This window comes from Streptomyces sp. NPDC050997, from assembly GCF_040660135.1.
Lineage (GTDB): Bacteria > Actinomycetota > Actinomycetes > Streptomycetales > Streptomycetaceae > Streptomyces.
Genome location: NZ_JBFAGK010000004.1, coordinates 494378 through 519658, shown reverse-complemented (window position 1 = coordinate 519658; position 25281 = coordinate 494378). Strand labels below are relative to the sequence as shown.

General features: G+C 72.3%; 16 protein-coding genes and 1 pseudogene. 13 read left to right on the top strand and 4 right to left on the bottom strand.

The genetic code is table 11. From position 1 onward, the window contains the following. Positions 1 to 81 precede the first annotated feature (81 nt). Together AB0H86_RS12310 and AB0H86_RS12305 are read right to left on the bottom strand one after the other, a co-directional pair. A complete protein-coding gene (locus AB0H86_RS12310) occupies positions 82 to 261 on the bottom strand; it encodes a hypothetical protein (protein ID WP_362436253.1) in 180 nt (59 codons plus the stop codon). Positions 262 to 562: 301 nt separating this feature from the next. Next, positions 563 to 3028: a SpoIIE family protein phosphatase gene (locus AB0H86_RS12305; RefSeq protein ID WP_362436251.1), complete on the bottom strand. Its 2466-nt coding sequence runs from the start codon at positions 3026 to 3028 to the stop codon at positions 563 to 565. Between the two features lie 188 nt (positions 3029 to 3216). Between AB0H86_RS12305 and lanKC the strand changes: the two genes are divergently transcribed. The 4 genes and pseudogenes from lanKC to AB0H86_RS12285 all read left to right on the top strand — a co-directional run. Continuing rightward, positions 3217 to 5934, top strand: a complete 2718-nt coding sequence (gene lanKC / locus AB0H86_RS12300) for a class III lanthionine synthetase LanKC (protein WP_362436249.1) — start codon at positions 3217 to 3219, stop codon at positions 5932 to 5934. A gap of 41 nt (positions 5935 to 5975) precedes the next feature. Continuing rightward, a complete protein-coding gene (locus tag AB0H86_RS12295) occupies positions 5976 to 6092 on the top strand; it encodes a SapB/AmfS family lanthipeptide (protein WP_362436246.1) in 117 nt (38 codons plus the stop codon). A 144-nt stretch (positions 6093 to 6236) separates the two neighbouring features. After that, entirely contained in the window at positions 6237 to 8045 is a 1809-nt protein-coding gene (locus AB0H86_RS12290) for an ABC transporter ATP-binding protein (RefSeq protein ID WP_362436244.1), read from the top strand. A gap of 380 nt (positions 8046 to 8425) precedes the next feature. Beyond that, positions 8426 to 9592, top strand: a pseudogene (locus AB0H86_RS12285) (ATP-binding cassette domain-containing protein); the annotation flags it as partial. 288 nt (positions 9593 to 9880) lie between these two features. Here the strand turns inward: AB0H86_RS12285 and AB0H86_RS12280 are convergent. Next, positions 9881 to 10489: a response regulator transcription factor gene (locus AB0H86_RS12280; RefSeq protein ID WP_362436242.1), complete on the bottom strand. Its 609-nt coding sequence runs from the start codon at positions 10487 to 10489 to the stop codon at positions 9881 to 9883. Between the two features lie 324 nt (positions 10490 to 10813). Here AB0H86_RS12280 and AB0H86_RS12275 point away from each other — a divergent pair, with 324 nt between their 5' ends. Then, a complete protein-coding gene (locus AB0H86_RS12275; protein WP_362436240.1) occupies positions 10814 to 12967 on the top strand; it encodes a SpoIIE family protein phosphatase in 2154 nt (717 codons plus the stop codon). 485 nt (positions 12968 to 13452) lie between these two features. Here the strand turns inward: AB0H86_RS12275 and AB0H86_RS12270 are convergent, their stop codons facing one another. Continuing rightward, positions 13453 to 14868: a S1 family peptidase gene (locus tag AB0H86_RS12270; protein WP_362436238.1), complete on the bottom strand. Its 1416-nt coding sequence runs from the start codon at positions 14866 to 14868 to the stop codon at positions 13453 to 13455. A gap of 190 nt (positions 14869 to 15058) precedes the next feature. On the opposite strand from AB0H86_RS12270, the gene AB0H86_RS12265 reads away from it, so the two are divergent. The 8 genes from AB0H86_RS12265 (at position 15059) to AB0H86_RS12230 (ending at position 25250) form a co-directional block, all read left to right on the top strand. Beyond that, positions 15059 to 15346, top strand: coding sequence for a hypothetical protein (locus tag AB0H86_RS12265; RefSeq protein WP_362436236.1), 288 nt, complete (start codon positions 15059 to 15061; stop codon positions 15344 to 15346). Between the two features lie 542 nt (positions 15347 to 15888). Next, positions 15889 to 16104: a type A2 lantipeptide gene (locus AB0H86_RS12260; RefSeq protein WP_362436234.1), complete on the top strand. Its 216-nt coding sequence runs from the start codon at positions 15889 to 15891 to the stop codon at positions 16102 to 16104. Positions 16105 to 16234: 130 nt separating this feature from the next. Beyond that, the gene (locus tag AB0H86_RS12255) at positions 16235 to 17041 is read left to right on the top strand and encodes an HlyD family efflux transporter periplasmic adaptor subunit (protein ID WP_362436232.1); all 807 of its coding nucleotides are present in this window, start codon (positions 16235 to 16237) and stop codon (positions 17039 to 17041) included. Next, positions 17038 to 19260 (top strand): NHLP family bacteriocin export ABC transporter peptidase/permease/ATPase subunit, encoded by a 2223-nt coding sequence (locus tag AB0H86_RS12250; protein ID WP_362436230.1) that lies wholly within the window; start codon positions 17038 to 17040, stop codon positions 19258 to 19260. Before AB0H86_RS12255 ends, AB0H86_RS12250 begins: the two co-directional genes overlap by 4 nt. A 1-nt stretch (position 19261) precedes the next feature. Beyond that, positions 19262 to 22078 carry an NHLP bacteriocin export ABC transporter permease/ATPase subunit gene (locus AB0H86_RS12245; protein ID WP_362436228.1) on the top strand — a complete coding sequence of 939 codons (2817 nt, stop codon included), beginning with the start codon at positions 19262 to 19264 and terminating at the stop codon, positions 22076 to 22078. Between the two features lie 157 nt (positions 22079 to 22235). Beyond that, a complete protein-coding gene (locus AB0H86_RS12240; RefSeq protein WP_362436226.1) occupies positions 22236 to 23738 on the top strand; it encodes an MFS transporter in 1503 nt (500 codons plus the stop codon). 200 nt (positions 23739 to 23938) lie between these two features. Then, positions 23939 to 24943 (top strand): Ppx/GppA family phosphatase, encoded by a 1005-nt coding sequence (locus AB0H86_RS12235; RefSeq protein ID WP_362436224.1) that lies wholly within the window; start codon positions 23939 to 23941, stop codon positions 24941 to 24943. Positions 24944 to 25064: 121 nt separating this feature from the next. Beyond that, the gene (locus AB0H86_RS12230; protein ID WP_362436222.1) at positions 25065 to 25250 is read left to right on the top strand and encodes a hypothetical protein; all 186 of its coding nucleotides are present in this window, start codon (positions 25065 to 25067) and stop codon (positions 25248 to 25250) included. Positions 25251 to 25281: the final 31 nt, after the last annotated feature.

The following is a 25281-nucleotide window of genomic DNA, read 5'->3' as shown; positions in this document are numbered from 1 at the left end:
GCGTTGCCCGACAAAGGGGGAACGCACCATGGCGATCGGGCGGCTCGTCGGTTAAGAGGACGACAGGAGGAGCGGGAGGGTTCAGTCCTCGCCCCGGAAAATGTTCCCCTCGGAGCCGGTCTGCGCCGGGCGGGGCACGTTCGTCTCCTCGACGGCCGGGAGGCAGGTGCGCAGGGCGCGGACACCACGCAGGCGGCGGGCCCTCGACCAGCCCGTCTCGGGCCTGCGGACTACTGGTTGCTCACTGATCTGCGCGGTCACGGCGCTTCATCTTCCTTCTGTGTCCTGTCCTGCTTCCGGCCCACCCCGGGCCGGGGCGGCTTCGTCCTTCCGTGCCGTGCATCCGGGTCCCCACCGAAGGTCCGGGCAAACCCGCCGCCCCGGTCGGCGCCGCGTCGACCGGGGCGGCGAGTGTCGAACAGCAGAGCGAGGTCCGGATGTACCCGTTCGGGTGCTCAGGTGTTGGGCCGGGCCGGGTCATGATGTCGCTGACGTGCTGGGTCATGACGTACCTCTCCGCTCGGGACGGGGCGCCCCGGGTACCCGTCCGGGCCGGACGTCGTCACCCGCTCAGTGCGATCTCGCTCCACACCTGTTTGCCACCGCTGACGGGCATGGCCCCCCAGGCCGTCGACACGGCCTCGACGAGGAGGATGCCGCGGCCGCCGGTGGCCTCCCAGCTGATGCTGGTCGGCTTGACGGGGGTGCGCGGGGAGGAGTCGGCGACGGCCACGCGCAGCAGGTGGTTGATGCGGGTGAGGTCGAGGCGGACCCGGCCGTCGGTGTGCACCAGGGCGTTGGTGACGAGTTCGGAGACGACGAGGAGGACGGTGTCCAGGGCGTCGTCCGGGACGCCCCAGGAACGCAGGGTGCGGCGGGTGAACCGGCGGGTGTGTCCGACGGCCTGGGGGACGCGCCACACCGTCCAGCTCTCGCGTTGCGGGCGGGCGGCCATGCCGTCGTAGCGCACGAGGAGCAGGGCGACGTCGTCGCTGCGGCGCGCGTTGCCGAGGAGGGCGTCGGCGACGAGTCCGAGATCAGCGGGGTCGGAGGCGGCCAGGTCGCGGGCGAAGCGTTCCATGCCTTCGTCGATGTCGGCCTCCACGGACTCGACCAGGCCGTCCGTGGTCAGCGCGAGGACCGTTCCGGGCTGCAGCCTGAGGGGGCTCATCGGGAAGTCGGCCTGTGTCAGCACGCCGAGCGGCGGGCCGCCCTCCGCCTCGGCGATCTCCGTTGCGCCGTCCGGGTGACGCAGCACCGGCGGCGGATGCCCGGCCCGCACGCACCAGGCGGAGCCCTCCTCCAGGTCGACGTCGACATAGGCGCAGGTGGCGAAGAGGTCGGTCTCCAGGTCCGCGAGAAGCCGGTTGGCGCGCGAGACCACCACGTCGGGCGGGTGTCCCTCGACGGCGTAGGCGCGCAGCGCGGTACGCATCTGGCCCATGAGGGTGGCGGCGCCCGCGCTGTGGCCCTGGACGTCGCCGATGACGAGGGCGACATGGTTGTCGGGCAGCGGGATGACGTCGTACCAGTCGCCGCCGAGCTCCAGACCGGCCGTGCTCGGCAGGTAGCGGGCGACCGCGACGGCGCCGGGCAGCTCGGGCAGCCGGCGGGGCAGCAGCTGGCGCTGGAGCATGCCGACGAGTTCGTGCTCGGCGTCGAAGGCGTGGGCACGCATCAGTGCCTGGCCGGCGAGACCGGCGGAGGCGGTGAGCAGGGCGCGTTCGTCGGGGCCGAAGTCGTGCGGGGCGTCCCAGCCGATCAGGCAGGCGCCGGCCATGCGGCCCACGGCGGGCAGCGGCAGTACGGCCAGGCCGCCGGGGCCGACACCGGCGAGAGCGGGCTCCAGGACGGTGCCGGCGGGCCAGATCTGGGCGCGGCCCTCGCGCAGCGCGGCGGCGAGGGTGGGCATCGTCCGCACCGGGGCGTCGGGCCACTCGCTGCGCCACTCCTGCCGCCACAGCTGGGGCCAGGCCTCCTGTTCGGGCGGGTCGAGGACGGTGACGACGAGCCGGTCGTTCTCCAGCTCGGCGAGCGCGATCCGGTCGGCCAGCAGCGGGCCCCGCAGCGCGGAGACGACCGCCTGGCTGACGTCGCGGACCGTGCCGGCGATGGCGAGGGCCGCGGCCAGGCGCTGCACCCGGGCCACGTCGGTGACGTCGGAGCGCAGCTTGGAGGCGTCACCGACGGTGCCCACGAGCCGTGCGGGCCGGCCCTCGCCGCCCGGCAGGAGACGTCCGCGCAGCCGCAGCCACTTGGGCGGGCCGGAGGGCTGGAGCACCCTGAACTCCAGCTCGCGGTCACCGATGGACATGTGGCCGGCCTCGACGACGGACATCAGCGAGGGCAGGTCCTCCGGCACGGTCAGTGCGAGCAGCGTCTCGACCTTGCCGTCGAAGCCCTCGGCGTCCTCGGCACCGAGCCCGAACAGCTCCAGGACCTCCTCCCCCACGTCCACCCGGCCGCTGTCCATGGCGAGGCTGAAGGCGCCCGCGGGCAGCTCGGCGCCCTCGGCGGGCCGGGCGAGGGTGGGGTGGGAGACGGCGTCGGCGAACAGTTCGAGGCAGGCTCGCTCGTCGGGTTCGAAGCCGGCCGACTCCTCGCTCACGGCGACAAGACAGGCCCCACCGCCGTCGCCCCGGGCGGGCAGCGCCGCGAGGAAGAACTCGCGGGACGGCGCCCGCCGGGACTCCGGGCAGTCGGCGATTTCGTCGGGCCCAAGCCACACCGGCCGCCCGGCGCGCAGGGCCTCGGCCGCCGGGGACCGGCCGGAGCGCGGATAGGTGTCGCGCAGCCCGTACAGGTTCCTCGGCACGCCCACCGACTCCACCAGGCGCAGCGCGTCTTCGCCCTCTTCGGGGGCGTACACGGCGGCGAACGTCGCCCCGGCGAAGACGAGCGCCAGTTCCAGGACACGGCGCAGCCGCTCGGGTGAGTCGGGATCGGTCGTGAGCGTTTTCAGGGCAACTTCGGCACGCGGCGTTCGCCTTCCGCCTTCCGCAGTGCCCTCACTGACCACATTCGCCATTACAGCGCGTATACGGCGGCCGCGCAGCCCCTGTGGGCGTTCCGTGGAGCGCAGGGGGAGCCGGCGCTCGAAACCGTCCGAACATGACTTGACGCATGCGTTCCGCACGGTGAGCTCGTGACAGGCGTGACTGTCCGTGGCCACAGGCTCACTGGAAGGCTCGTTCCCGTCGCCACGGAGGGGGACGCATGGACAAGCGGTACGAGGTGTACGCGCTCGCCGACAGACACTTCTACGAGACGCCGGACCGGCTGTCCGTGGGAGGGCAGGAGGCGGCGCCCGGATACGAGACGGCGCGGCGCCCGGTGCCCGAGGGGTGGGACGCGGCGCGGATCGGTGACTGGCTCACGCTGACGCCGCTCGACGCGGACGGCTCGCCGGTGCCCGGCCCGGCGCAGGGCTGGAAGATCCACGCCTCGGCCACCCGGGCGAACGCCGAGGAGATCGCCGCGATCGTGTGGGACTACTGCGTGCCCCGGCGCGTCCCGTTCAAGTTCGTGCCGGGCCCGCACCTGCTGCACCTGCGCAACACCAAGTACGCGGGCCGCGACACGAGCGGCAAGTTCGTCACCGTGTACCCGGCCGACGAGGAGCAGCTGCACCTCGTACTGCGTGAGCTGGGCGAGCTGCTGAAGGGCTACGAGGGGCCGTACATCCTCACCGATCTGCGCTGGTACGACGGTCCGCTGTATGTCCGCCACGGCGCCTTCGCGCGCACCTTCGTCGTCGACGAGCGCGGTTCACTGGTGCCGGCGGTGCGGGACGGCGAGGGCCGGCTGGTGCCGGACCGGCGGGCGCCGTCGTTCCAGGTGCCTGAGTGGGTGACCCTGCCGGCCTTCCTGGAGCCGCATCTGGCGGCGCGGAACACCACGACGGTGGGCGAGCTGCCGTACCGGATCGAGAAGGCGCTGCACTTCTCCAACGGCGGCGGGGTCTACGCGGGCACCGACACCCGGGACGGACGCAAGGTCGTCCTGAAGGAGGGGCGGCCGCACGCGGGGCTGGCCTCGGACGGGGCCGACGCGATCGCCCGCCTGGAGCGGGAGAAGTACGCCCTGGAGCAGGTGTCGGGGACCGGTGTGGTGCCGGAGGTGCGGGACTGGTTCACCCTCGGCGACCACCGCTTCCTGGTCATGGACTTCCTGGAGGGCCGTCCGCTCAACTCGTTCTTCGCCGAGCGGCACCCGCTGCTGACCCCGGATCCCGATCCGGGGGCGGTGGCCGCCTACGCGGCATGGGCGGTGCGGATCCACGGGGCGGTGGAACGGGCGGTGCGGGCGGTGCACGCGTGCGGGATCGTCTTCAACGACCTGCATGTCTTCAACATCATGGTGGCGCCCGACGAGGAGTCGGTGTCCCTGCTCGACTTCGAGGCCGCGGCCCCCGTCTCCGAACAAGGCCGCCAGGTGGTCGCGCACCCGGGGTTCTTCGCCCCGCCGGACCGCACGGGCGTCGATGTCGACCGGTACGCGCTGGCCTGCCTGCGGCTGGCCCTGTTCCTGCCCGTCACCACGCTGTTCGTGGTCGACCGCGGCAAGGCGGCCCACCTGGCGAAGGTGATTGCCCGTCAGTTCCCGGACGTACCACGGGAGTTCCTCGACGAGGCGGTCGCGGAGATCACGCGGGACGTGGGCGTGCGCCCGTCGTCACCGTCGGCCTCGTTCACGGAGACCGCTGCCTCTGACATGGAGCGCGTCTCCTCCACGCAGCCCGTCTCCTCCGTGGGCGCCGCCTCCTTCGTAGATCCTGGGGACTGGCCCTACAGCCGTGACTCGATGGTCAAGGCGCTCCTCGCCTCGGCCACCCCGGAACGCGACGACCGGCTCTTCCCCGGTGACATCGCCCAGTTCTCCGACGGCGGTGGCCTCGGCCTCGCGCACGGCGCGGCCGGCGTGCTGTACACGCTGGACGCGGTCGGGGCCGAGCGGTACGAGGAGGGCGAGCGCTGGCTCCTCGCCCGCACCGCGCCGCCGCCCGCGGGCACGCCGCTCGGGCTGTACGACGGTCTCGCGGGCGTCGCCCACGTCCTGGACCGGCTCGGCCACCGGCAACGGGCCCTCGACCTGATCGACGGGATCCTGAAGGAGCGGTGGCAGAACCTCTCCTCCGACCTGCACGGCGGACTCGCCGGTCTCGGTCTGGTCCTCGGTGAACTGGCCCGCACGACCGGTGAACCGGAGCTGCGGGAGCGTGCCGCTCAGGCCGCCGACATCCTCGTACGACGACTCGCGGAGCCGCTGCCGGACACTGCCCGGCGACGCCGGGCGGGGCTGCTGCGGGGTGCCGGCGGGCCCGCGCTGTTCCTGCTGCGGCAGTACGAACTCACCGGCGAACGGCGGCTGTTGGCGGCGGCACGGGTGGCGCTGAGCCGGGACCTGGAGTGTTGCGCGACCCGCGAGGGCGGCGCGCTGGAGGTCGACGAGGGCTGGCGGACCCTGCCCTATCTCGGCGACGGCAGCGTGGGCATCGGGATGGTGCTGGACGACTGGCTCGCCCAAGTAGCCGACACGGGCGGCGAGTTCGCCGACATCGTCGACGAGTTCGAGCGGGCCCGCGCGGGCGTGCTGACGGCCGCCACCTCCCGCTTCTACGCGCAGCCCGGCCTCTTCCAGGGCCGCGCCGGGATGATCCTGCACCTCGCCCGGACCGGCACGCCCGGCGCCGACACCGAACGGCTCGGCGAACAGATCGCAGGTCTCGGCTGGTTCGCGATGTCCTACCAGGGCCAACTGGCCTTCCCCGGGCACCAGATGATGCGGCTGTCGATGGACCTGGGCACCGGAACGGCAGGGTGCCTGCTCGCACTCGGCGCGGCCCTCGACGCCCGGGAATCCGCTCACCTGCCGTTCCTGCCGCCGCTCCGGCGGCCCCCACAGCACGGTTCCGCAGACCTGTCGGAGTCGTGATTCAACCCCGTCCCCACGGACGACACAGAAGGAGAAACGACATGGCACTTCTCGACCTGCAGACGATGGAATCCGAAGAGCACACCGACGGCGGCGGCAACAGCACGGTCAGCCTGCTGTCCTGCATCAGTGCGGCGAGCGTTCTGCTCTGTCTCTGACGACACCGCATGTCACGGCTCCGGGCGGTCCGCTCCCGCGAGGGAGGGACCGCCCGGCGTCCCCTTTCCGCGATGCCCGCGATTCCCGCGAGTTCCGCCTTTCCGCCAATGGACTCCGCTATCGGATGCGAGGCCGGCAGCCGCATGACGACGCGCAACGCCGACTCCTCGGCGCCTCCCGGAGCACTCGGCCCGGCAGCCCGGCACAGCGCCGGCCGCTGTGCGGTGCTGTGCCTGGTGAGCACCGCCGCGACGGGGGCCGGACTGTTGCTGCCGACCGCCCTGGGCCGGACCCTCGACCTGCTGCTCGCGCGCGTCCCGGCGAACCGCTGGGTGCTGTACTGCGCCGGGCTCGTCCTGCTGCTGGCTCTTCTCGACGCGTGCCAGACCGTGCTGAGCGGCACCGTGGACGCCCGGACCACCGCCTGGCTGCGGCGCCGGCTGACCGGACACGTCCTGGCCGTCGGCCCACGGGCGGCCGCCCGCTTCGGGTCCGGCGACCTCGTCGCCCGCCTCGTCGGCAACGCCGCGCAGGCCGGAACGGCACCGGCCGCCCGCGCCGCGCTGCTCGCCGCGCTCGCCGGACCGGTCGGCGCGATGGTGGCACTGGCCCTGATCGACCCGTGGCTCGCGGCGGTGTTCCTCGCCGGGGCACCGGTGCTCGCCCTGCTGCTGCGCACCCTGGCCCGGGACACCACGCAGTGCGTGGCCCGCTACCAGGAGGTGCAGGGACGCATCGCGTCCGCGCTCGCGGAGGCCCTCGGCGGCCACCGCACGATCCGGGCGGCCGGTACGGCGGACCGGGAGACGGCACGGATCCTGCGGCCCCTGCCCGAACTGTCCCGCTCCGGCCACCGTATGTGGCGGGTGCAGGGGCGAGCCGCCGGGCAGGCCGTCGCCGTGGCCCCGCTGCTCCAGCTCGGGATCGTCGCCGTGGCCGGTGCGCTGCTCACCCGGCACCGGCTGACGGTCGGCGAGATGCTCGCGGCCTCCCGGTACGCGGTCCTCGCCACCGGCGTCGGCATGCTGGTCGGACAACTCGCGGGCCTGGCCCGGGCCCGGGCGGCGACCGGACGCCTCGGCGAGGTCCTGACGGAACCCGCACCCGCCTACGGATCGCACCGGCTGCCGGCCGGCCCGGGACGGCTGGAGCTGCGCGGTGTGGTCGCCCGGCGCGGTGGGCGGGCCGTGCTCGACGGCGTCGACCTGGTCGTACCCGGCGGGACGACCCTCGCGGTGGTCGGCCGGTCGGGCGCGGGCAAGTCGCTGCTCGCAGCGGTCGCCGGGCGGCTCACCGACCCGGATGCCGGGGAGATACTGCTGGACGAGGTGCCGCTGCGTGAACTGACCCACGCCGAGCTGCGCCGCGCGATCGGTCACGCCTTCGCACGCCCCGCGCTGCTCGGCGCCACCGTCGAGGACGCGATCGGCCTCGGTCTGGCGTCCCCCTCCCCCGCGCGCGTCCGTGACGCCGCCCGCACAGCCCGCGCGGACGACTTCGTCCGCCGCCTGCCCGACGGCTACGCCACCGCCGTCGCCGACGCGCCCCGCTCCGGCGGCGAGTCCCAACGCCTGGGCCTGGCAAGGGCGTTCGCCCACGACGGACGACTGCTCATCCTCGACGACGCCCTCTCCAGCCTCGACACGGTGACCGAGGCACACATCACCCGGGCCCTGGTGGACGACGGCCCGGGCGCCACCCGACTCCTGATCGCCCACCGCGCGGCGACGGCGGCCCGCGCGGACGCGGTGGCCTGGCTGGACGGGGGACGCGTACGGGCGGTGGGACCGCACGAGGAGCTGTGGCGGGATGCGGGGTATCGGGCGGTGTTCGGGGAGGGCGGAGAGTTCAGCGAGGCCGACAGGCACGGGTCACCCTCGGAGGCCGGCGGACTCCGGGAACCGGGCATGCCCGGGGCGCCCGGCACGCCAGGGAAAACGGTGTCGCCGTGACCGAGGGGCTGTCTCGGCTCGGGCTTCGCTTCCTGCGGGAAAGGTGGCGGGTTCTCGTGCGGCTCGGGGGCTGGTCCGTGCTGGAGACGGGGCAGACCTTTCTCACCGGGTACGCGCCCGCCCGTGCTCTGGACGAGGGGTTCCTGGCCGGGCGGACGGAGGTCGGGCTCGGCTGGCTCGCGGTGGCCGGGGTCGGGGTGGTCGTCGGCGCGTACGGCACCGCCCGTGTGTACGCGGCGGTGGCCGCGCTGGTGGAACCACTGCGGGACCGGCTCGTCACACGGGTCGTGGCGCGCGGGGTGCGGGAGGCCGACGGCGGGGCGCTGTCCGGGCTCACCCAGCAGGTGGAGATCGCCCGGGACACGTTCGCCGGGCTGGTCATGGTGTCGCGTTCCTTCCTGTTCACCACGGTCGGCGCGCTCGTCGGTCTGTTCTCGCTCGACCCGCTGCTCCTGCTGGTCGTGGGCCCTCCGCTGGTCGCCGGAGTGGCCCTGTTCGCGGCGACGCTCCGCCCGCTGGCCCGCCGCCAGGAGGCGTTCCTCGTCGCGGACGAGGCGCTGGCCGACGGTCTCGGGGCCGTCTGTCCGGGGCTGCGGGACATCACCGCGACCGGCGCGGAGCAGCAGATCGCCGCCGGGACGGGCGACCGGATCGACGCCGAGCTGCGGGCCGCGCGCTCACTCGCCCGCTGGAGCGTGCTGCGCGTGGCGTCCCTCGCGGTCGGCGGCCGGCTGCCGATCGTGCTCCTGCTCGCCACCGCGCCCTGGCTCCTCGCCCGCGGGGTCACCACGGGCGCCCTGGTCGGCGCCCTCGCCTACGTCACCCAGTCCCTGCTGCCCGCCCTGGGCAACCTGGTGCACGGCCTGGGCACCAGCGGCTCCCGCCTGGTGGTGGTACTGCGACGACTGGTCCGGGACGGCGGCGACACACCAGGCACGGGCGGCCACGAACAGCCGACTCCGCACGAGCCCGCCGAGCAGCACGGCTCGCCGGACCGACGGCCCGACGACCCGCGCGGCCCCGCCGAAGACCCCGCCACGCGACCACCAGGACCACCGAGCCCACGGAGGACCAGCCCCACAGGGGCCCGCACCGCAGCCTCCCCGACACCGCCCCACCCCGCCCTGTCCCTCACCTCCGTCACCTTCGCCTACGGCCCGCACAGCGCACCCGTCGTCGAGGACCTCGGCCTCACGCTCCTCCCCGGCGCCCACCTGGCCGTCGTGGGCCCGAGCGGTATCGGGAAGTCCACGCTCACCGCACTGGTCGCCGGACTGCTCACACCCCGCCGCGGCACGATCCGTATCCACGGGAAACCGGTCCCCGGCCCGGAAGCCGCCGCACTGCGTGTGCTCCTCCCGCAGGAGGCCTACGTCGTCACCGGCACCCTCGCCGAGAACCTCGGCATGTTCCGGCCGGACCCCGTCCCCGAGCCGGAGCTGCTCGCCGCGGCGGAGGCGGTCGGACTCGTCCCGCTGCTCGAAGCGCTCGGCGGTCCCTCGGCCCCCGTGGACCCGGCGGCGCTGTCCGCGGGCGAGCGGCAACTCGTCGCCCTGACCCGGGCCTATCTGTCGTACGCCCCGCTCGCCCTGCTCGACGAGGCCACCTGTCATCTGGACCCGGTGGCGGAGGAACGAGCCGAGCGGGCCTTCGCGGCACGCCCCGGCGGCACCCTGGTGGTCGTCGCCCACCGCATCAGCTCGGCCCGGCGGGCCGGCCGGGTGCTGGTCATGGACGGGCGGCAGACGGCGTACGGCACCCATGACGAACTGGTGCGCCGCTCGACGCCGTACCGCGAACTGGTCGGCGGCTGGACGCCCGTGTCCCCGGGGCGGTCACAGCCAGCCCTCCCCCTGCGAGATCCGGATCGCGTCGATACGGTTGCGGGCCCCGGTCTTGCGGGTGATGGCCGCCATGTAGTTGCGCACGGTCCCGTGGGACAGATGCAGGTTCCCGGCGATCTCCGCGACGGAGGCTCCCTCCGCCGCGAGGGTTAACACGCTGAGCTCCCTACGGGTCAGCGGCATCTGCGCGGCCTTGAGGAAACCGAAGCCGAGCGAGTCGTCGACGAAACGTTTCCCCTCGGCGACTCGCCGGATTCCGCGGACCAGGTTCTCCGGCGAGCCCTCCTTGTCGACGTAGCCGAGTGCCCCCGCCTCGACCGCCCGCTTCAACAGTCCGGGACGGTTCGCGGAGGCCAGCACGAGCAGCGCCGGCGAGCTCGGGTCAGGGCCCCGCACGGACAGGTCGCCGAACGGCGGGATGCCGTAGGAGTCCGAGCACTCCAGGTCGGCCGCGCAGACGTCCGGCCGGACGGACCGCACCCGGCCCTGCGCACCGCGCCACGGGGTGTCGGACACCCGTAACTCGGGGTCCCGGCACAGCCACTCCGCCAGTACCGATCTCAGCAGACACTCGTCGTGCACCAGAAGCACCCGGATCACTGCCACCCCTTCAGCTCGCCGTACGCCGGTTCATGGTGTGGAACGCGTGCCCCATTGTTCGCGCCCCTGACTCTTCGCGGGCACGGAGATCCGGCCATCAGGGTGCGCGGGGGCGCAAGCACGGCGCCCGCACATCGCCGCGCGCATCGACTGTGGGGGCATGTACCGGACGCGACTGGGTACCCACGGCCTCTCACCGCGCCCCGGGCATCCCTGTGCCCATATACACGCCGTTGTCGGACGGCCCGCGCCGCTCGCCGTGCGCGACGGGCCGCCAAGGAGGAGATTTGATCCCGGAGACCCGTCGCGCGGCCGGGCGAGGAGGTGGTCCGCGTGTCCGACGGACAGACGTCCGCCCAGGCGCCGGTGACCGCCAGGACGCGGGTCGGCCGGCCGCTGCTGTCGCTGGCGCTGGCCTCGATGATGGACGAGGTCCACGCGCACTCCGGCGCGGTCTATCTGCTGGCGGCCGACGGGGCGGCGCTGGAGATGTCGGTGATGGCGGGGCTGCCCCGCGCGTTCGCGGCGCCCTGGGAACGGGTGGGGCTGAGCGCGCCGATCCCGGTGGCGGAGGCGGCGCGCGAGCGGCGGCTGGTGTGGGTCAGTGGGGAGCAGGAGATGGCGGCCCGCTATCCGCGGATCGCGGTGGTGCTGCCGTACCCCTTCGCGCTGGCCGCGGTTCCGGTCGCCACCGAGTCGACGGTGTACGGGGCGGTCTTCGTGACCTGGCCCGGGGCGCACCCGCCGGAGCTGTCCAACCGGGAGCGGGACCATCTGACGGCGTCCTGCGACCGGCTGGCGGTGCGGCTGGAGCGCGCCGTCGAGGAGAGCGTGCCGCTGCACACCGAACCGGACCTGCCCGCCGCGCCCGCGCTGGGCGGCCCGGCCGGGACGCTCGGCACCGTGGAGGCGGCGCGGATGGTGGCGCGGCTGCCGTACGGGCTGTGCTCACTCGATCTGCACGGGCGGATCACCTTCGCCAACACGGCCGCCGCCGAACTGATCGGCGTCCCGGCCCGCGATCTGCTCGGTTCCCCGCTGTGGGCCACGGTGCCCTGGCTCAACGACCCGGTGTACGAGGACCGTTACCGGGCCGCGCTGATCAGCCAGCACAGCACCTCGTTCCTGGCACCGCGGCCGCCCGGCGAGTGGCTCTCGTTCCGTCTCTATCCGAGCACGAACGGGCTGAGCGTGCGGATCAGCCGGGCGCGGGCCGTGGCGGAGACGAGCCGGTCCGGACCGCGGCCCGGCGACTCCTCGCCCCGGCTGGTCACCATCTCCCAGGTGCTGAGCCTGGCGGGCGCGCTCACCGAGGCGGCGGGTGTGCAGGACGTGGTGCAGTTGGTCGCGGACGAGATCGCGCCCGCCGTGGGCAGTCGCGCCCTGGTGGTCCTGGGTTCCCAGGCGGGCCGGCTGCACGTGCTGGGGCATCGCGGGTACCCGGACCCGCACGTCGTTGAGCGGTTCGACGGGCAGCCGCTGACGGAACGGACCCCGGGCACGCATGTCCTGACCAGCGGGGCGCCCGGCTTCTTCGAGTCCCGGGAGCAGGTGGAGCGCCTGTACCCGGAGCGGCAGGCGACTGCCGACGGGTTCGCCGCCTGGGCGTATCTGCCGCTGATCGCCTCCGGCCGTCCCGTGGGCATCTGTGTGCTGGCCTTTCCCGAGCCGCACTCCTTCACGGCGGACGAGCAGGCCGTGCTGACCAGTCTGGGCGGGCTGATCGCCCAGGCGCTGGAGCGGGCGATGCTCTACGACGCCAAGCAGCAACTGGCGCACGGTCTGCAGGAAGCCCTGTTGCCGCACTCGCTGCCGTCGTTGTCGGGCATCGAGGCGGCGGCGCGCTATCTGCCGGCCACTCAGGGCATGGAGATCGGCGGTGACTTCTACGACCTGGTGCCGACGCAGGGGCTCGCGGCGGCCGTGATCGGGGACGTACAGGGCCACAACGTGACCGCGGCGGGGCTGATGGGACAGATCCGTACCGCCGTACGCGCCTACACCACGGTCGGGCAGCCGCCGGAGGATGTCATGCGCAGCACCAACCGGCTGTTGATCGACCTCGGCTCGGATCTGTTCGCCAGCTGTCTGTATCTGCGGCTCGACCCGGGGCGGGGGCGGGCCGTGATGGCCCGGGCCGGGCATCCGCCGCCGCTGCTGCGCCGGCCGGACGGGCGGGTACGGGTGCTCGACCTGGCGGGCGGACCACTGCTGGGCATCGACGGCGCGGCCACCTATCCGACGACGGAGGTGAACCTGGCCCCCGGCTCCGTCCTCGTCCTCTACACCGACGGGCTGATCGAGTCGCCCGGCCTCGACATCGAGGACGCGCTCGCGGATCTCGGGCGCCGACTGGCCGAGGCCGGGGACCGCCCGCTCGACGAGCTGGCCGACGATCTCGTCCGGCACAGCGCGGCCACCCACGAGCGGGTCGACGACGTGGCAGTGCTGCTGCTCAGGGCCCACAAGCCCGGCTGACCGAACGAACGGCACCCTGGGCCGGGTGGTCGGGATCCGGTAGTGGCGTGCCGGCGTCGCTCGTTCACCGAGTCCTGAGGCACCCGGGCGCGGTGGTCGAAGGGCTGGCGGGTGACCCGGCCGCGTGACCTGTCGGTCGGTGGCCGCCGACCGCGGCGCCGCTGAGTCGCCGTCCGGCAGTGGGCGAACCGTGAGGCGCCGAAATGGGGCATCCGCCGCCGCGTCGGTCACAGGGGTGGGCGGCTCGCAGTTCGACGCCCCCTGTCCGGCACCTGAGCGGGTGTCGTACAGGGGGCGTCGTGAACGGACCGGTCCGGCCCTCCCGCCGGAGGGCCGGACCGGTCCACCACCGGCCGGAACCCACGGGTGGGGCCGGGGTGGGTCCGTACCGTCGAGAGCGGCTCAGTGGGGGCGAACCGCTCTTGACTCGGCCGGGGAAGCCGAGGCGGCCGGACTCCGGGTCCGGACCGCCGTCAGCGGTGGGATCAGTGGGACTCGGTCAGACCCGAGCCGCCCTCGACACCGGTGTCCTCGCCCGTGCCGGTCTGGTCCTCGGCACCGGCCTCTTCCCCGGCGCCGGCCTCCTCGCCGCCTACTTCCTCACCAGCTCCGGCTTCCTCACCGGCACCAGCTTCCTCGCCAGCACCAGCTTCCTCACCGGCACCGGCTTCCTCACCAGCACCAGCTTCCTCACCGGCACCGGCTTCCTCGCCAGCACCAGCTTCCTCGCCAGCACCAGCTTCCTCACCGGCACCGGCTTCCTCGCCAGCTCCGGCCGCGTCACCCGCGCCGAGCGTCGCGCCGACCGCCTCCAGCGCGGTGGTGACCGGCTGGAAGAAGGTCTCGCCGCCGGCCGTGCAGTCACCGCTGCCGCCGGAGGTCAGGCCGATGGCCTGGCCTTCCTCCGTGAACAGCGAGCCGCCGCTGTCGCCGGGCTCGGCGCAGACGTCGGTCTGGATGAGCCCGGTGACGGTGCCCTCCGGGTAGTTCACGGTGGCGTCGAGTCCGAGCACCTGGCCGTCGTTGAGCCCGGTGGTGCTGCCCATCCGGGACACTGCCTGGCCGACCGCCGCTTCGGCTGCCTCGGCGATCTGGACGGTCTGTCCGCCACCGACGTTGACCTCGCTCGGGGCCTCGGTCGCCGCGTCGTCGTACTTGACGAGCGCGAAGTCCCCGTCACCGGGGAAGGTCGCCTGGTCGACGGTGGCGATCGGCTCGCCGTCCTGGGCGTCCGCCCACTGCTCGGCCGCGACCCCGCAGTGACCGGCGGTCAGGAACGCGGGGCTGCCGTCGCCCGCGGTGACGTTGAAGCCGAGCGAGCAGCGCGCGCCGCCGCCGAAGATGGCGTCACCGCCGGAGACGAACGTCTTGAGGGTGCCGGCCGACTTCTTGATGGTGGCCATGCTGGAACCGAGACCGTCGACGGTCGATTCCAGTCTGTCCCACTTGGCGCCGGTGACCGTGCTGTCGGCGGTCACCAGAATCTTGTTCGTCTTCGGGTCGACGGCCCAGGAGGTGCCCGGGATGGTCGCCTTGGCCTTCAAGGTCTGCGCGCCGGACTCGAGTTCGGTGAGGCTGTTCTCGACCTCGCGGACCTTCGCGCCCGCCTTCTCCGCCTGGACGATCACATTGTTGTTGTCGCCCGATATGACGTTGACGACGAGTTGCTGGCTGTCCGACTCGTAATAGGAACCGGCGAAGGCGTCACCGAGCAGACCTGCGAGCTGCGAGGCGAGGTCCGAGGCATCCGCCGCCTTCAGAGTCCTCGGCGCGGCGGCGGCGTCGTTCGAAGCGTCCTGGGACGCGTTGGCGTTGGGGAGCAGAATTGCGGCTGCTCCGAGCGCCACGATGCCGCCTGCCGCTATCGCGGCCTTGCGCTTCGGAATTCGCTTGTGACTCAAACTTCTCGACCTCCTGAGGGACCGGAGTCTGCTGCCTGGTGCGGCAGTTGTTGGGGCGCCTGGATGGCTGGAGGTACGCACGGGGTGCGCGGGGCGTTCAATTCCGATTTCACGCGCCCGGCTCACGACACCAAATCGGCCATGGCCCGCGACCGCCGGTCCGGCGCGCGAAACAACCCCCCATATGCCGATGACCACCGCCGAAGCCGACACGATCCCCGCCGCCGACTTCGCCCCTTGGTTCCCCGAACCGGGCCTACCCGTAGAGGCGTTGGCCGACGACCGCGCGACGGCGCGTCTTCCCTGGTCGGACCGGGTGTCCCGGGAGAGCCGCGAGGTGTGGGCGCGGTCTCTGGCGGCCGCCGTCGGCACGGCGATCGTGGTCGCCGCGCCGACGGCCCGGGGTGTCTGCGAACTGCCGCCGACAGAGCGGCGATCGGCGCCCGTCGGCGTTCGACGGCCGGTACGGATGTCTTGATCGAAGCGGTGGCCACCATTCCGGGCCACCGAACGGCGTGGCCCTGGTAGCGACAACGGCGAGCACGCTCCGCGCACTTCCGAACGGACACGGTCGGTGCTCGATCAGCAACGCTCCGTCGCGATCGTCGCGCCGAATCCTCTCTTCGAGGAATCTGCACATCGACCACCCAAGGCAGTCACCTCACGCGAAAGTTCTGCACACCCCGGTGACGCACGCCGCCCCTTGGGCGCGGAGTGTCGGATTCGCTCCGGAGGTCGCAGGCGCTCGTATGAATTGAAGCCGCACACCGTGTGAAGAAGTCGCCACCAAGGCGTGCGCACACCTGCACCGAACGGTGCTCTTGAGGCACAAGTGCGCTGGTGGGACCAGTGGTTGATTGGAAGCGCGGACCCGCCACGTGCTTTGATCCATCGCACCGCAGGGACCGCCAAGGGCTCTTCGGCAACGGGCGCCCGGCACCTGCGGTCGCGGCGGTCCATCTGTCCCCCAGAGGGGGCCGCTCCCCCCTTGTGAATATCCATATGAAGGGAAGTTCCCCCATGAACTCCACCCCCCAGGTTGCGACCGTCGAGATCTCCGACGCCGAGCTCGACAACGTCTCCGGCGGCCTTGCCGTTAACGCCCTCGGCACCGTCACCGGCCTGGTGGACGGCATTGCCCCGGTTTCCGGCCTGGTCAACACCGGTGTCAGCACGGTCGAGGGTGTCACGGGCCTGAACACCGCCCCGGTCACCAGCCTCGTCGCTGGCGTCTGATCGCACCTTCTGTGATCTCTGAGTCCCGGAGCCGCTCTGCGGTTCCGGGATTCTCGGGTGCTCCGACCCAGCCGGCTCGCGTGAGCCGGTCCTCTCTCTTTCGCAGCTTTCGCAGGTGAGGGAAAGTTCCGTGCAGTTCCGCCAACAGGCCCTCGCCAAGCTCCAGTCACCCGAAGAGCTGGACCTCCCGGTGCGCTTCGCCCGCCCCCAGGGCTGGCTCGTGCTGGCCGTGACGGTGGTCGTGATCGCGGCCGCGTCCGTGTGGGCGGTCACCGGCTCGGTGGCCTCGACGGTGAGCGCGCCCGCGATCCTCACGCACGGGCAGGGCAGTTACATCCTGCAGAGCCCGGTGGCCGGCCAGGTGACCGAGGTCATCGCCGAGCAGGGCGAACGGCTGCCTGCCGACGCACCCGTACTGAAGGTCCGTACGGCGGACGGCGTGACCGTGGTCCGTACGGTCGCCGCGGGCCGGATCACCGGACTCGCCGCGACCATCGGGCAGATCATCCAGACCGGCGCGAACGTCGCCGCCGTGGAGAAGATCGCCCGCACCTCCGATCCCCTCTACGCGACGGTGTACGTGCCCGCCGAGAACGCGGCCTCCATCCCGGCGGACGCAGCCGTGGACCTGACCGTCCAGTCGGTGCCGACGCAGGAGTACGGCGTGCTGCACGGCAAGGTGAAGACGGTGGACCGTTCCGCCCAGTCGGCGCAGCAGATCTCCGCGTTCCTCGGCGACAGCCAGCTCGGCGAGCAGTTCACCAAGAACGGCAGGCCGGTGGCCGTGCTGGTGCGGCTGGACAAGTCGTCCGGCACGAAGAGCGGTTACGAGTGGTCGTCCGCGGACGGGCCGCCGTTCGCCCTCACCTCCATGACGACGGCCACGGGTTCGATCCGGCTGGCCGATCAGCATCCCGTCGATTGGCTGCTGCCGTGACCACCGCGCAGGACACCCGCGGCAGGCGCCGCGCCGCCCCGCCGAAGCGCCCCGTCCCCAAGGGCAAGGCGAAGACCGTCCGTACACCCACCGTGCTCCAGATGGAGGCGGTGGAGTGCGGCGCCGCCTCCCTCGCGATGGTGCTGGGCCACTACGGAAAGCACGTCCCGCTGGAGGAGCTGCGCATCGCGTGCGGTGTGTCCCGGGACGGTTCGCGGGCCAGCAACCTGCTGAAGGCGGCCCGCAGTTACGGCCTGACCGCCAAGGGCATGCAGATGGACACGGCCGCCCTCGCCGGGGTGCGGACGCCGGCCGTGCTGTTCTGGGAGTTCAACCACTACGTCGTCTACGACGGCATGGGCCGCCGTTTCGGCCGCCGGGGCGTGTACATCAACGACCCCGGCAAGGGCCGTCGCTTCGTGCCCATGGAGGACTTCGACGGCAGCTTCACCGGTGTGGTGCTGGTGATGGAGCCCGGCGAGGACTTCACCAGGGGCGGACGCAAGCCCGGGGTGCTGGGCGCGATGCCGGCCCGGCTGCGCGGCACCGCGGGGACCATGCCGGCGGCGGTGCTGGCGAGCCTGCTGCTGGTGCTGGTCGGCGCGGCCGTCCCGGCGCTCAGCCGCACCTACATCGACATGTTCCTGATCGGGGGCCAGACCTCCCTGCTCGGCGTGCTGTTCGCGTCGATGGGGGCGTCGGTGCTGCTCACCCTCGTGCTGACCTGGCTGCAGCAGACGAACCTGCTGCACGGCCGCATCATCTCCTCCACCCTCTCCAGCGCCCGCTTCCTGCGCCATCTGCTGCGGCTGCCGGTCACCTTCTTCTCCCAGCGCAGCCCTGCCGACCTGGTGCAGCGCCTGCAGTCGAACGACCAGGTCGCCGAGACCCTGGCCCGCGACCTCGCGGCGGCGGGCGTCGACGCGGTGGTCGTCGTCCTGTACGCGCTGCTCCTCTACACCTACGACCCGCAGCTGACGTACGTCGGCATCGGCGTGGCCCTGCTGAACGTCGTGGCCATGCGGGTCGTCATCAAGCTGCGCGCCACCCGTACCGCGAAACTGCGCGCCGACAGTGCCCGGCTCACCAACACCGCCTACACCGGGCTGCAGTTGATCGAGACGATGAAGGCGACGGGTGGTGAGGACGGCTACTTCCGCAAGTGGGCGGGGCAGCACGCCACCACCCTGGAGGAGCAGCAGCGGCTCGGCGTGCCGAGCGCCTGGCTGGGCGTGGTCGCGCCGACGCTGGCGTCGCTGAACAGCGCGCTGATCCTGTGGATCGGCGGGATGCGGGCGGTGGAGGGCGGCATCTCGGTCGGTCTGCTGGTCGCCTTCCAGGCGCTGGTCACCCGCTTCACCGCCCCGATCACCCGACTCAACGGTGTCGCGGGCCGCATCCAGGACTTCGCCGCCGACGTGGCCCGGCTGAAGGACGTGGAGAACTTCCAGGCCGATCCGCTCTACGACCGTCCCGGCGGCGGCGAATCGACGCGCCGTCTGCAGGGCCATGTCGAGCTGGAGAACATCACCTTCGGCTACAGCCCGCTGGACAAGCCCCTGCTGACCGGCTTCGACCTGACCGTGGGCCCGGGCCGGCAGGTCGCGCTGGTCGGCGGCTCGGGCAGCGGCAAGTCGACGGTGTCCCGGCTGATCTCGGGTCTGTACACCCCTTGGGAGGGCGTGATCCGTATCGACGGGCAGCGTCTGGACGACATCCCGCGCGGGGCGCTCGCGGCCTCCGTCTCCTTCGTCGACCAGGACGTGTTCCTCTTCGAGGGCACGGTCCGCGACAACGTGGCGCTGTGGGACCCCTCGATCCCGGACGACGCGGTGGAGGACGCGCTGCGCGACGCGGCCCTGTACGACGTCGTCGTGCGGCGACCGGGCGGCATCCACAGCAGGGTCGAGCAGGACGGGCGCAACTTCTCCGGCGGTCAGCGTCAACGCCTGGAGATCGCGCGGGCGTTGGTGCGCCGGCCCAGCATCCTGGTGCTGGACGAGGTGACCAGCGCGCTGGACGCGGAGACCGAGCTGGTCGTGATGGACAACCTGCGCAGGCGTGGCTGTGCCTGTGTGGTGATCGCGCACCGACTCAGCACGGTGCGCGACAGCGACGAGATCGTCGTACTGGAGCACGGCACGATCGTGGAACGCGGGCGGCACGAGGAGCTGGTGGCGCGCGGTGGCGCGTACGCCGAGCTGGTCAGGGAGCGGTGAGATGACGACCGCACACGAGGGAGACCTCGTTCTGGGCGCGCTCGGGTCCATGGGTACGCCTCTCGACTGCACCGGCCTCAACCGCCTCGATCTGCAGGGGCCGCAGGTGCTGTGGCTGGTCGCGGCCGGCGCCGTCGACCTGTTCGCGGTGGACGCCGACGAGCAGGGCCACTGGCACCATCTGGGCCGCCTGGAGGCGGGCTCACTGCTCCTCGGCCCGGTGCCCGGGCCTCACCACACCCTCGTGGCACGGCCGCTCAGGGACTGTGTGGTGCGCCGGATCGGCCTGCGTGAGCTGTACCAGCCCGCGAACACCGAGACCTGGTCCTACGACGAGTACGGCAACCCGCAGTACGTACCGCCGACGACGAGCCCGCTGGAGTACGCCTTCGCCCTGGGCGTCGGCCGCAGCCTGTCGATCCTCTTCCAGGCGCCGATGGCCACCGACCGGGCCGCCGCGCTCACCGACGACGATGTGTTTTGGATGCAGGTCCCGCCGGGCAGCGTGCAGTACGGCTCGCTGTACGGAGCCGAGGCGGCCGCCGATCTGCTGATGGACCCCGCGGTGTGGCAGAGCATGGTCGACCAGCAGTACCGGCTGCTGACCACGCTGGATCGCTGGATCGAGCAGTTGGAGCACACCCACGAGACCCGCACGGCGGCCGGCATCAAGGCCGGTGAGGCGGTCCGCGCCCAGGCCGACCGGACGCTGCTGGCGTCGATCGGCAAGCGGTCCGCACGGCGCACGACGGCCGCCGACGCGGACGCGAGTCATGCCGCGTGCAAGTTGGTCGCCGAGGCGGCCGGGATCACGCTCGCCGAGCCGGCGCAGTCCGGCACCGAGAGCGACCGTCTCGACCCGGTCGAACGGATCGCGATCGCCTCCCGCGTGCGTACCAGGGCCGTACGGCTGGACGGGCGTTGGTGGCACGACAACGTCGGCCCGCTGGTGGGTCACCGGGCCCTGTCCGGCGCGCCGGTCGCGCTGCTGTGGCGGCGCGGCGGATATGTGGCCGTCCATCCGGCGACCGGCCGGGAGACGCCGATCGAGAAGGCCAACGCGGAGGAGTTCGAGCCGCGTGCGGTGATGTTCTACCGTCCGCTGCCCGACCGGCAGCTCACGCCGCTCGGGCTGCTCCGCTTCAGCATGCGCGGCTCGGGCGGCGACCTGCGGAACCTCCTGGTCAGCGGTCTGGTGACGGTCGCGATCGGCGCGCTGGTGCCCATCGCGACCGGCAAGGTGCTCGGCGAGTACGTGCCGAAGGCGCAGAGCGAGCTGATCGTGCAGGTCTGCCTCGCCGTGATGGTCAGCAGTGTGGTGGCGGCGGCCTTCATGCTGATGGAGAACCTGACGATCCTCCGTCTGGAGGGCCGTATCGAGTCCACGCTGCAACCGGCGGTGTGGGACCGGCTGCTCCGGCTGCCGACGAAGTTCTTCACCCAGCGCTCCACCGGCGAGCTGGCGAGCGCCGCCATGGGCATCAGCTCGATGCGCAGGATGATGGCGGGCATCGGTCCGGTGCTCGCCCAGTCGGTGACCGTGGGCGCGATGAACCTGGGGCTGCTCTTCTGGTACAGCGCCTCGATGGCGCTGGCGGCGATCGGCATGCTCGTCGTCATCGCCGCGCTGTTCCTGGGGCTCGGGCTGTGGCAGGTGCGCTGGCAGCGGCGGCTGGTGGTGCTCGGCAACAAGCTGAACAACCAGGCCTTCCAGACGCTGCGCAGCCTGCCGAAGCTCAGGGTCGCGGCGGCCGAGAACTACGCCTACGCGTCCTGGGCCTCGGAGTTCGCACGCAGCCGGGAGCTCCAGCAGAAGGTGGGGCGCATCAAGAACCTCACCACGGTGATGGGCGCGGTGTACCTGCCGCTGTGCACCCTGTTGATGTTCATGCTGCTGGCGGGCCCGGCGCGCGGGGCGATGTCGGCGTCCGCGTTCCTCACCTTCAACACCTCGGTGACGATGCTGCTGACGGCCGTCACCCAGCTGACCGGCTCCTTCGTCTCGGCGGTGGCCGCGCTGCCGTTGTTCGAGGAGATCAAGCCGGTCCTGGAGGCCACGCCCGAGGTGCGCACGGCGAGCACCCGGCCCGGCCGCCTCTCCGGGGGCATCGAGGCCCGCCGGCTGTCCTTCCGTTACTCGGACGACGGTCCGCTGGTCCTCGACGACGTCTCGTTCGACATCCGGCCCGGCGAGTTCGTGGCGGTCGTCGGACCGAGCGGCTGCGGCAAGTCGACCCTGCTCAGACTGCTGATCGGCTTCGACCCGCCGGTCTCGGGCAGTGTGCTGTACGACGGTCAGGACCTGGCCGCGCTGGACCAGTCCGCCGTACGCCGGCAGTGCGGGGTGGTGCTCCAGCACGCGCAGCCGTTCACCGGTTCGATCCTGGACGTCATCTGCGGCACCGAGCCGTACACGCCGGAGGAGGCGCTGGCGGCGGCCGAGATGGCGGGGCTCGCCGAGGACATCAAGCGGATGCCGATGGGCCTGCACACGATCGTCTCGGGCAGCGGCGCGATCTCCGGCGGCCAGCGGCAGCGTCTCATGATCGCCCAGGCGTTGATCCGCCGCCCGCGCATCCTCTTCTTCGACGAGGCGACCAGCGCCCTCGACAACGAGACCCAGCGCACGGTCATCGAGAGCACCAAGGCCCTCCACGCCACCCGCATCGTCATCGCGCACCGCCTGTCGACCGTCATGGACGCCGACCGCGTGATCGTGATGGAGGACGGCAAGGTCGCCCAGCAGGGCGCGCCCGCCCAGCTCCTCGCGGACACCGGTGGCCGGCTGCACGAGCTGGTGCGGCGCCAGATGGCGTGACGGGTCGGGCGTCCGAACCGAGGCGGGCGTGTTCGAGCTTCCCCTTCCAGCGAAACGTTGCCGTTTCGCTGGAAGTGCTCTAACCTCGAGGTGTACGAAACCGTTTCGTTTACACGCCCTTTGCCTTTGAACTACTTCCCTGGAGTGGGTTTCCCCGATGTCACAGAAAACCCTGTCTGAGAGCGGCCAGGAGGGCGTCGTCACGGCACCGGACGCCGCCGCGTCGAAGAAGTGGTGGATCCTCGCGGTCGTCGCCCTGGCCCAGCTGATGGTGGTCCTGGACGCCACCATCGTGAACATCGCGCTGCCGTCCGCGCAGGCCGACCTCGGGTTCTCCGACGGCAACCGGCAGTGGATCGTCACCGCGTACGCGCTGGCGTTCGCCTCGCTGCTCCTGCTGGGCGGACGCATAGCCGACCTCTTCGGCCGCAAGCCGGCCTTCCTCATCGGCGTCGTCGGCTTCGCGGCCGTCTCCGCGCTCGGCGGCGCCGCCACCAACTTCGAGATGCTGGTCACGGCTCGCGCCCTGCAGGGCGCCTTCGGCGCGCTTCTCGCACCCGCCGCGCTCTCCCTGCTGAACACGACGTTCACCGACGCCCGCGAGCGCGCCAAGGCGTTCAGCGTGTACGGCGCCATCGCCGGCGCGGGCGGCGCGGTGGGTCTGCTGCTCGGCGGCGTCCTGACCGACGCCCTCGACTGGCGCTGGACGCTGTACGTCAACGTCGTCATCGCCGTCGTCGCCTTCGCGGGCGGCTGGGTTCTGCTGTCCAACAAGCGCGACGCCTCGAACTCCAAGCTGGACGTACCGGGCACCATCCTGGTCGCCGCCGGTCTGTTCTCCCTGGTCTACGGCTTCTCCAACGCGGAGACGCACGACTGGGACTCCCCCGCGACCTGGGGCTTCCTGATCGCGGGCGGGGTCCTGCTGGCCGCGTTCACCTGGTGGCAGACCCGTGCCGCGCACCCGCTGCTGCCGCTGCGCATCCTGCTGGACCGCAACCGCGCGGCCTCCTTCTTCGCCGTGCTGATCTCCGGCGCGGGCATGTTCGGCGTGTTCCTCTTCCTCACCTACTACCTCCAGCTGAACCTGGGCTTCAGCCCCACCAAGACCGGTGTGGCGTTCCTGCCGATGGTGGCCGCGCTGATGGTGGCGGCGCAGGCCGGCACGACGATGCTGGTGCCGCGGATCGGGCCGAAGGCGATCATCCCGCTGGGCTTCGCGATCGCCGGCGTCGGTATGGCCTGGCTGACCGGGATCGGTGTCGGCTCGTCCTACACGACCGCGGTGCTGCCGCAGCTCATCGTGATCGGTATCGGTCTCGGCCTGGTGATGCCGCCGGCCATGCAGCTGGCCACCGGCGGAGTGGAGGCCGAGGACGCGGGCGTCGCCTCCGCCACGGTCAACGCCATGCAGCAGGTGGGCGGCTCGATCGGAACGGCGCTGCTGAACACGCTGGCCGCGAGCGCCGCCACCGACTTCCTGACCGGGAAGGACGCGACCAGCAAGCTGGTCCGGGCCCAGGCGACGATCGAGAGCTACACCACCGCCTTCTGGTGGTCGGCGGGCTTCTTCGCCGCCGGTGCGCTCATCGCGTTCGTGCTCTACCGGCCCGGGGTTCAGGAGCAGGACGCGGACGCCGCGCCCGTCGTCCACATGTGACCCGAACCGTCTGAGCTGCCAGGTCCGAGGGGCCGCCGTCCGCAGGGAGACGGCGGCCCCTCCGCACGCTCCCGGCGGGCTCGGTGGCTCCCCGGCCAGGTGCTGCCCAACCGATCTGCGGGGCCGGGCGGTTGGCCGAGGTTCGACCCCCGGGTCGGTCATGGGCGTTGAGCGACCCGCCGAATGGGTACCCACCGGCCATGCGAATCAGCGTGGTGGATGTGGGGTCGAACACCGTCAGACTTGCGGTCGCGGACGCGGAGGGCGGGGTTCCACTGCCGGTCCACACCGCCAAGTGGCGTCTGCGGCTGTCCGATCAGGTGCGGCCCGGGGGTTCGATTCCGGACGAATCCGTCGAGCGGCTGGTGGACGCCGTGGCCGAGGCGAGCCGGACCGCGACCAGGTGGGGTGCGGCGGGACCGCTCGCCTTCGCGACCGCGGTGGTACGCAACGCCCCGAACCGCCAGGAGGTACTGCGGACCGTCCGGGCGCGGACCGGGGTCGAACTGTGCACCCTGCCGGGTGAGGTGGAGGCGGAGCTCACCTTCCTCGGCGCGCGCCGTTGGATGGGCTGGCGGTCCGGGCCGCTCGCCCTGCTGGACATCGGCGGCGGCTCGCTGGAAGTCGCCTTCGGCCGCGGCCGGATGCCGGACTTCGTGGCCTCGCTGCCGCTCGGAGCGGACCGGCTCACCCATGAGTTCTTCGAGGGCCAGGACCCGCCGCCCCGGGAGCTGGTCCGGGCGCTGCGCCGCAAGGTCCGCCACCAACTGCGGGACGCGGCGGCGCGGATCCGCTGGGAGGGACCGCACACGGCGGTGGCCACCTCGCGCACCTTCCAGCAACTGGGCCGCCTGTGCGGGGCCCCGCCCGGGCGGCACGGCCCGTTCATGGAACGGCGGTTGCACCGGGAGGACCTGCGGAACGCGGTCGTCAGCCTCGCCGCCCTGCCCGCCGCCGACCGCGCCCTGCTGCCCGGCATCTCCGCGCCGCGCGCCGCCCAGAGCCTGGCCGGCGCGGTGGTCGGGCACACCGCGATGAAGCTGACCGGGATCAGGACGCTCACGCTCTGCCCCTGGGCGATCCGTGAGGGAGTGCTGCTGCGGCACATCGAGGACGGTCCGTCCTGGTGGGCGGAGATCACTCGCCGCGACGAGTCCGCTCCACCGGACCCGGTACCGCTGCGTATCGCGACCGCCACGAGCTGAACCGGGAAAGCACCGAGAGACGGGCCGGACGGGGGGGGACCGCAGGAGCAGAACCCAGACAGACACGACAGTCATGAGCGGACGTAGAGCAGAGAGAAGACGGAAGAGAAGGGAACCGATCGTGTCCGACACCGGGAAGAACGACCGGAACGAGCCGCCCGAGACCGCACTCGAACAGGTCCTGCGCGAGATCGAGGACGCCGAGACCCGCCCCCGGGACTCCGACGAGCGTCGCCGGCACGAGGGCGAGGCCGGTGAGGCCATCACCCCGAACACCCGCGCCCAGGAGGAGTCCGAGGACGACTGACCTGCTCGGGCGGCGGCCCACGGGTGGCCCG

Excerpts from the sequence above, each read along its gene's own strand:
- AB0H86_RS12305 (WP_362436251.1), bottom strand. The coding sequence starts at position 3,028 with ATGGCGAATGTGGTCAGTGAGGGCACTGCGGAAGGCGGAAGGCGAACG.
- lanKC (WP_362436249.1), top strand. The coding sequence starts at position 3,217 with ATGGACAAGCGGTACGAGGTGTACGCGCTCGCCGACAGACACTTCTAC.
- AB0H86_RS12295 (WP_362436246.1), top strand. The coding sequence starts at position 5,976 with ATGGCACTTCTCGACCTGCAGACGATGGAATCCGAAGAGCACACCGAC.
- AB0H86_RS12290 (WP_362436244.1), top strand. The coding sequence starts at position 6,237 with ATGACGACGCGCAACGCCGACTCCTCGGCGCCTCCCGGAGCACTCGGC.
- AB0H86_RS12265 (WP_362436236.1), top strand. The coding sequence starts at position 15,059 with ATGACCACCGCCGAAGCCGACACGATCCCCGCCGCCGACTTCGCCCCT.
- AB0H86_RS12260 (WP_362436234.1), top strand. The coding sequence starts at position 15,889 with ATGAACTCCACCCCCCAGGTTGCGACCGTCGAGATCTCCGACGCCGAG.
- AB0H86_RS12245 (WP_362436228.1), top strand. The coding sequence starts at position 19,262 with ATGACGACCGCACACGAGGGAGACCTCGTTCTGGGCGCGCTCGGGTCC.
- AB0H86_RS12240 (WP_362436226.1), top strand. The coding sequence starts at position 22,236 with ATGTCACAGAAAACCCTGTCTGAGAGCGGCCAGGAGGGCGTCGTCACG.
- AB0H86_RS12235 (WP_362436224.1), top strand. The coding sequence starts at position 23,939 with ATGCGAATCAGCGTGGTGGATGTGGGGTCGAACACCGTCAGACTTGCG.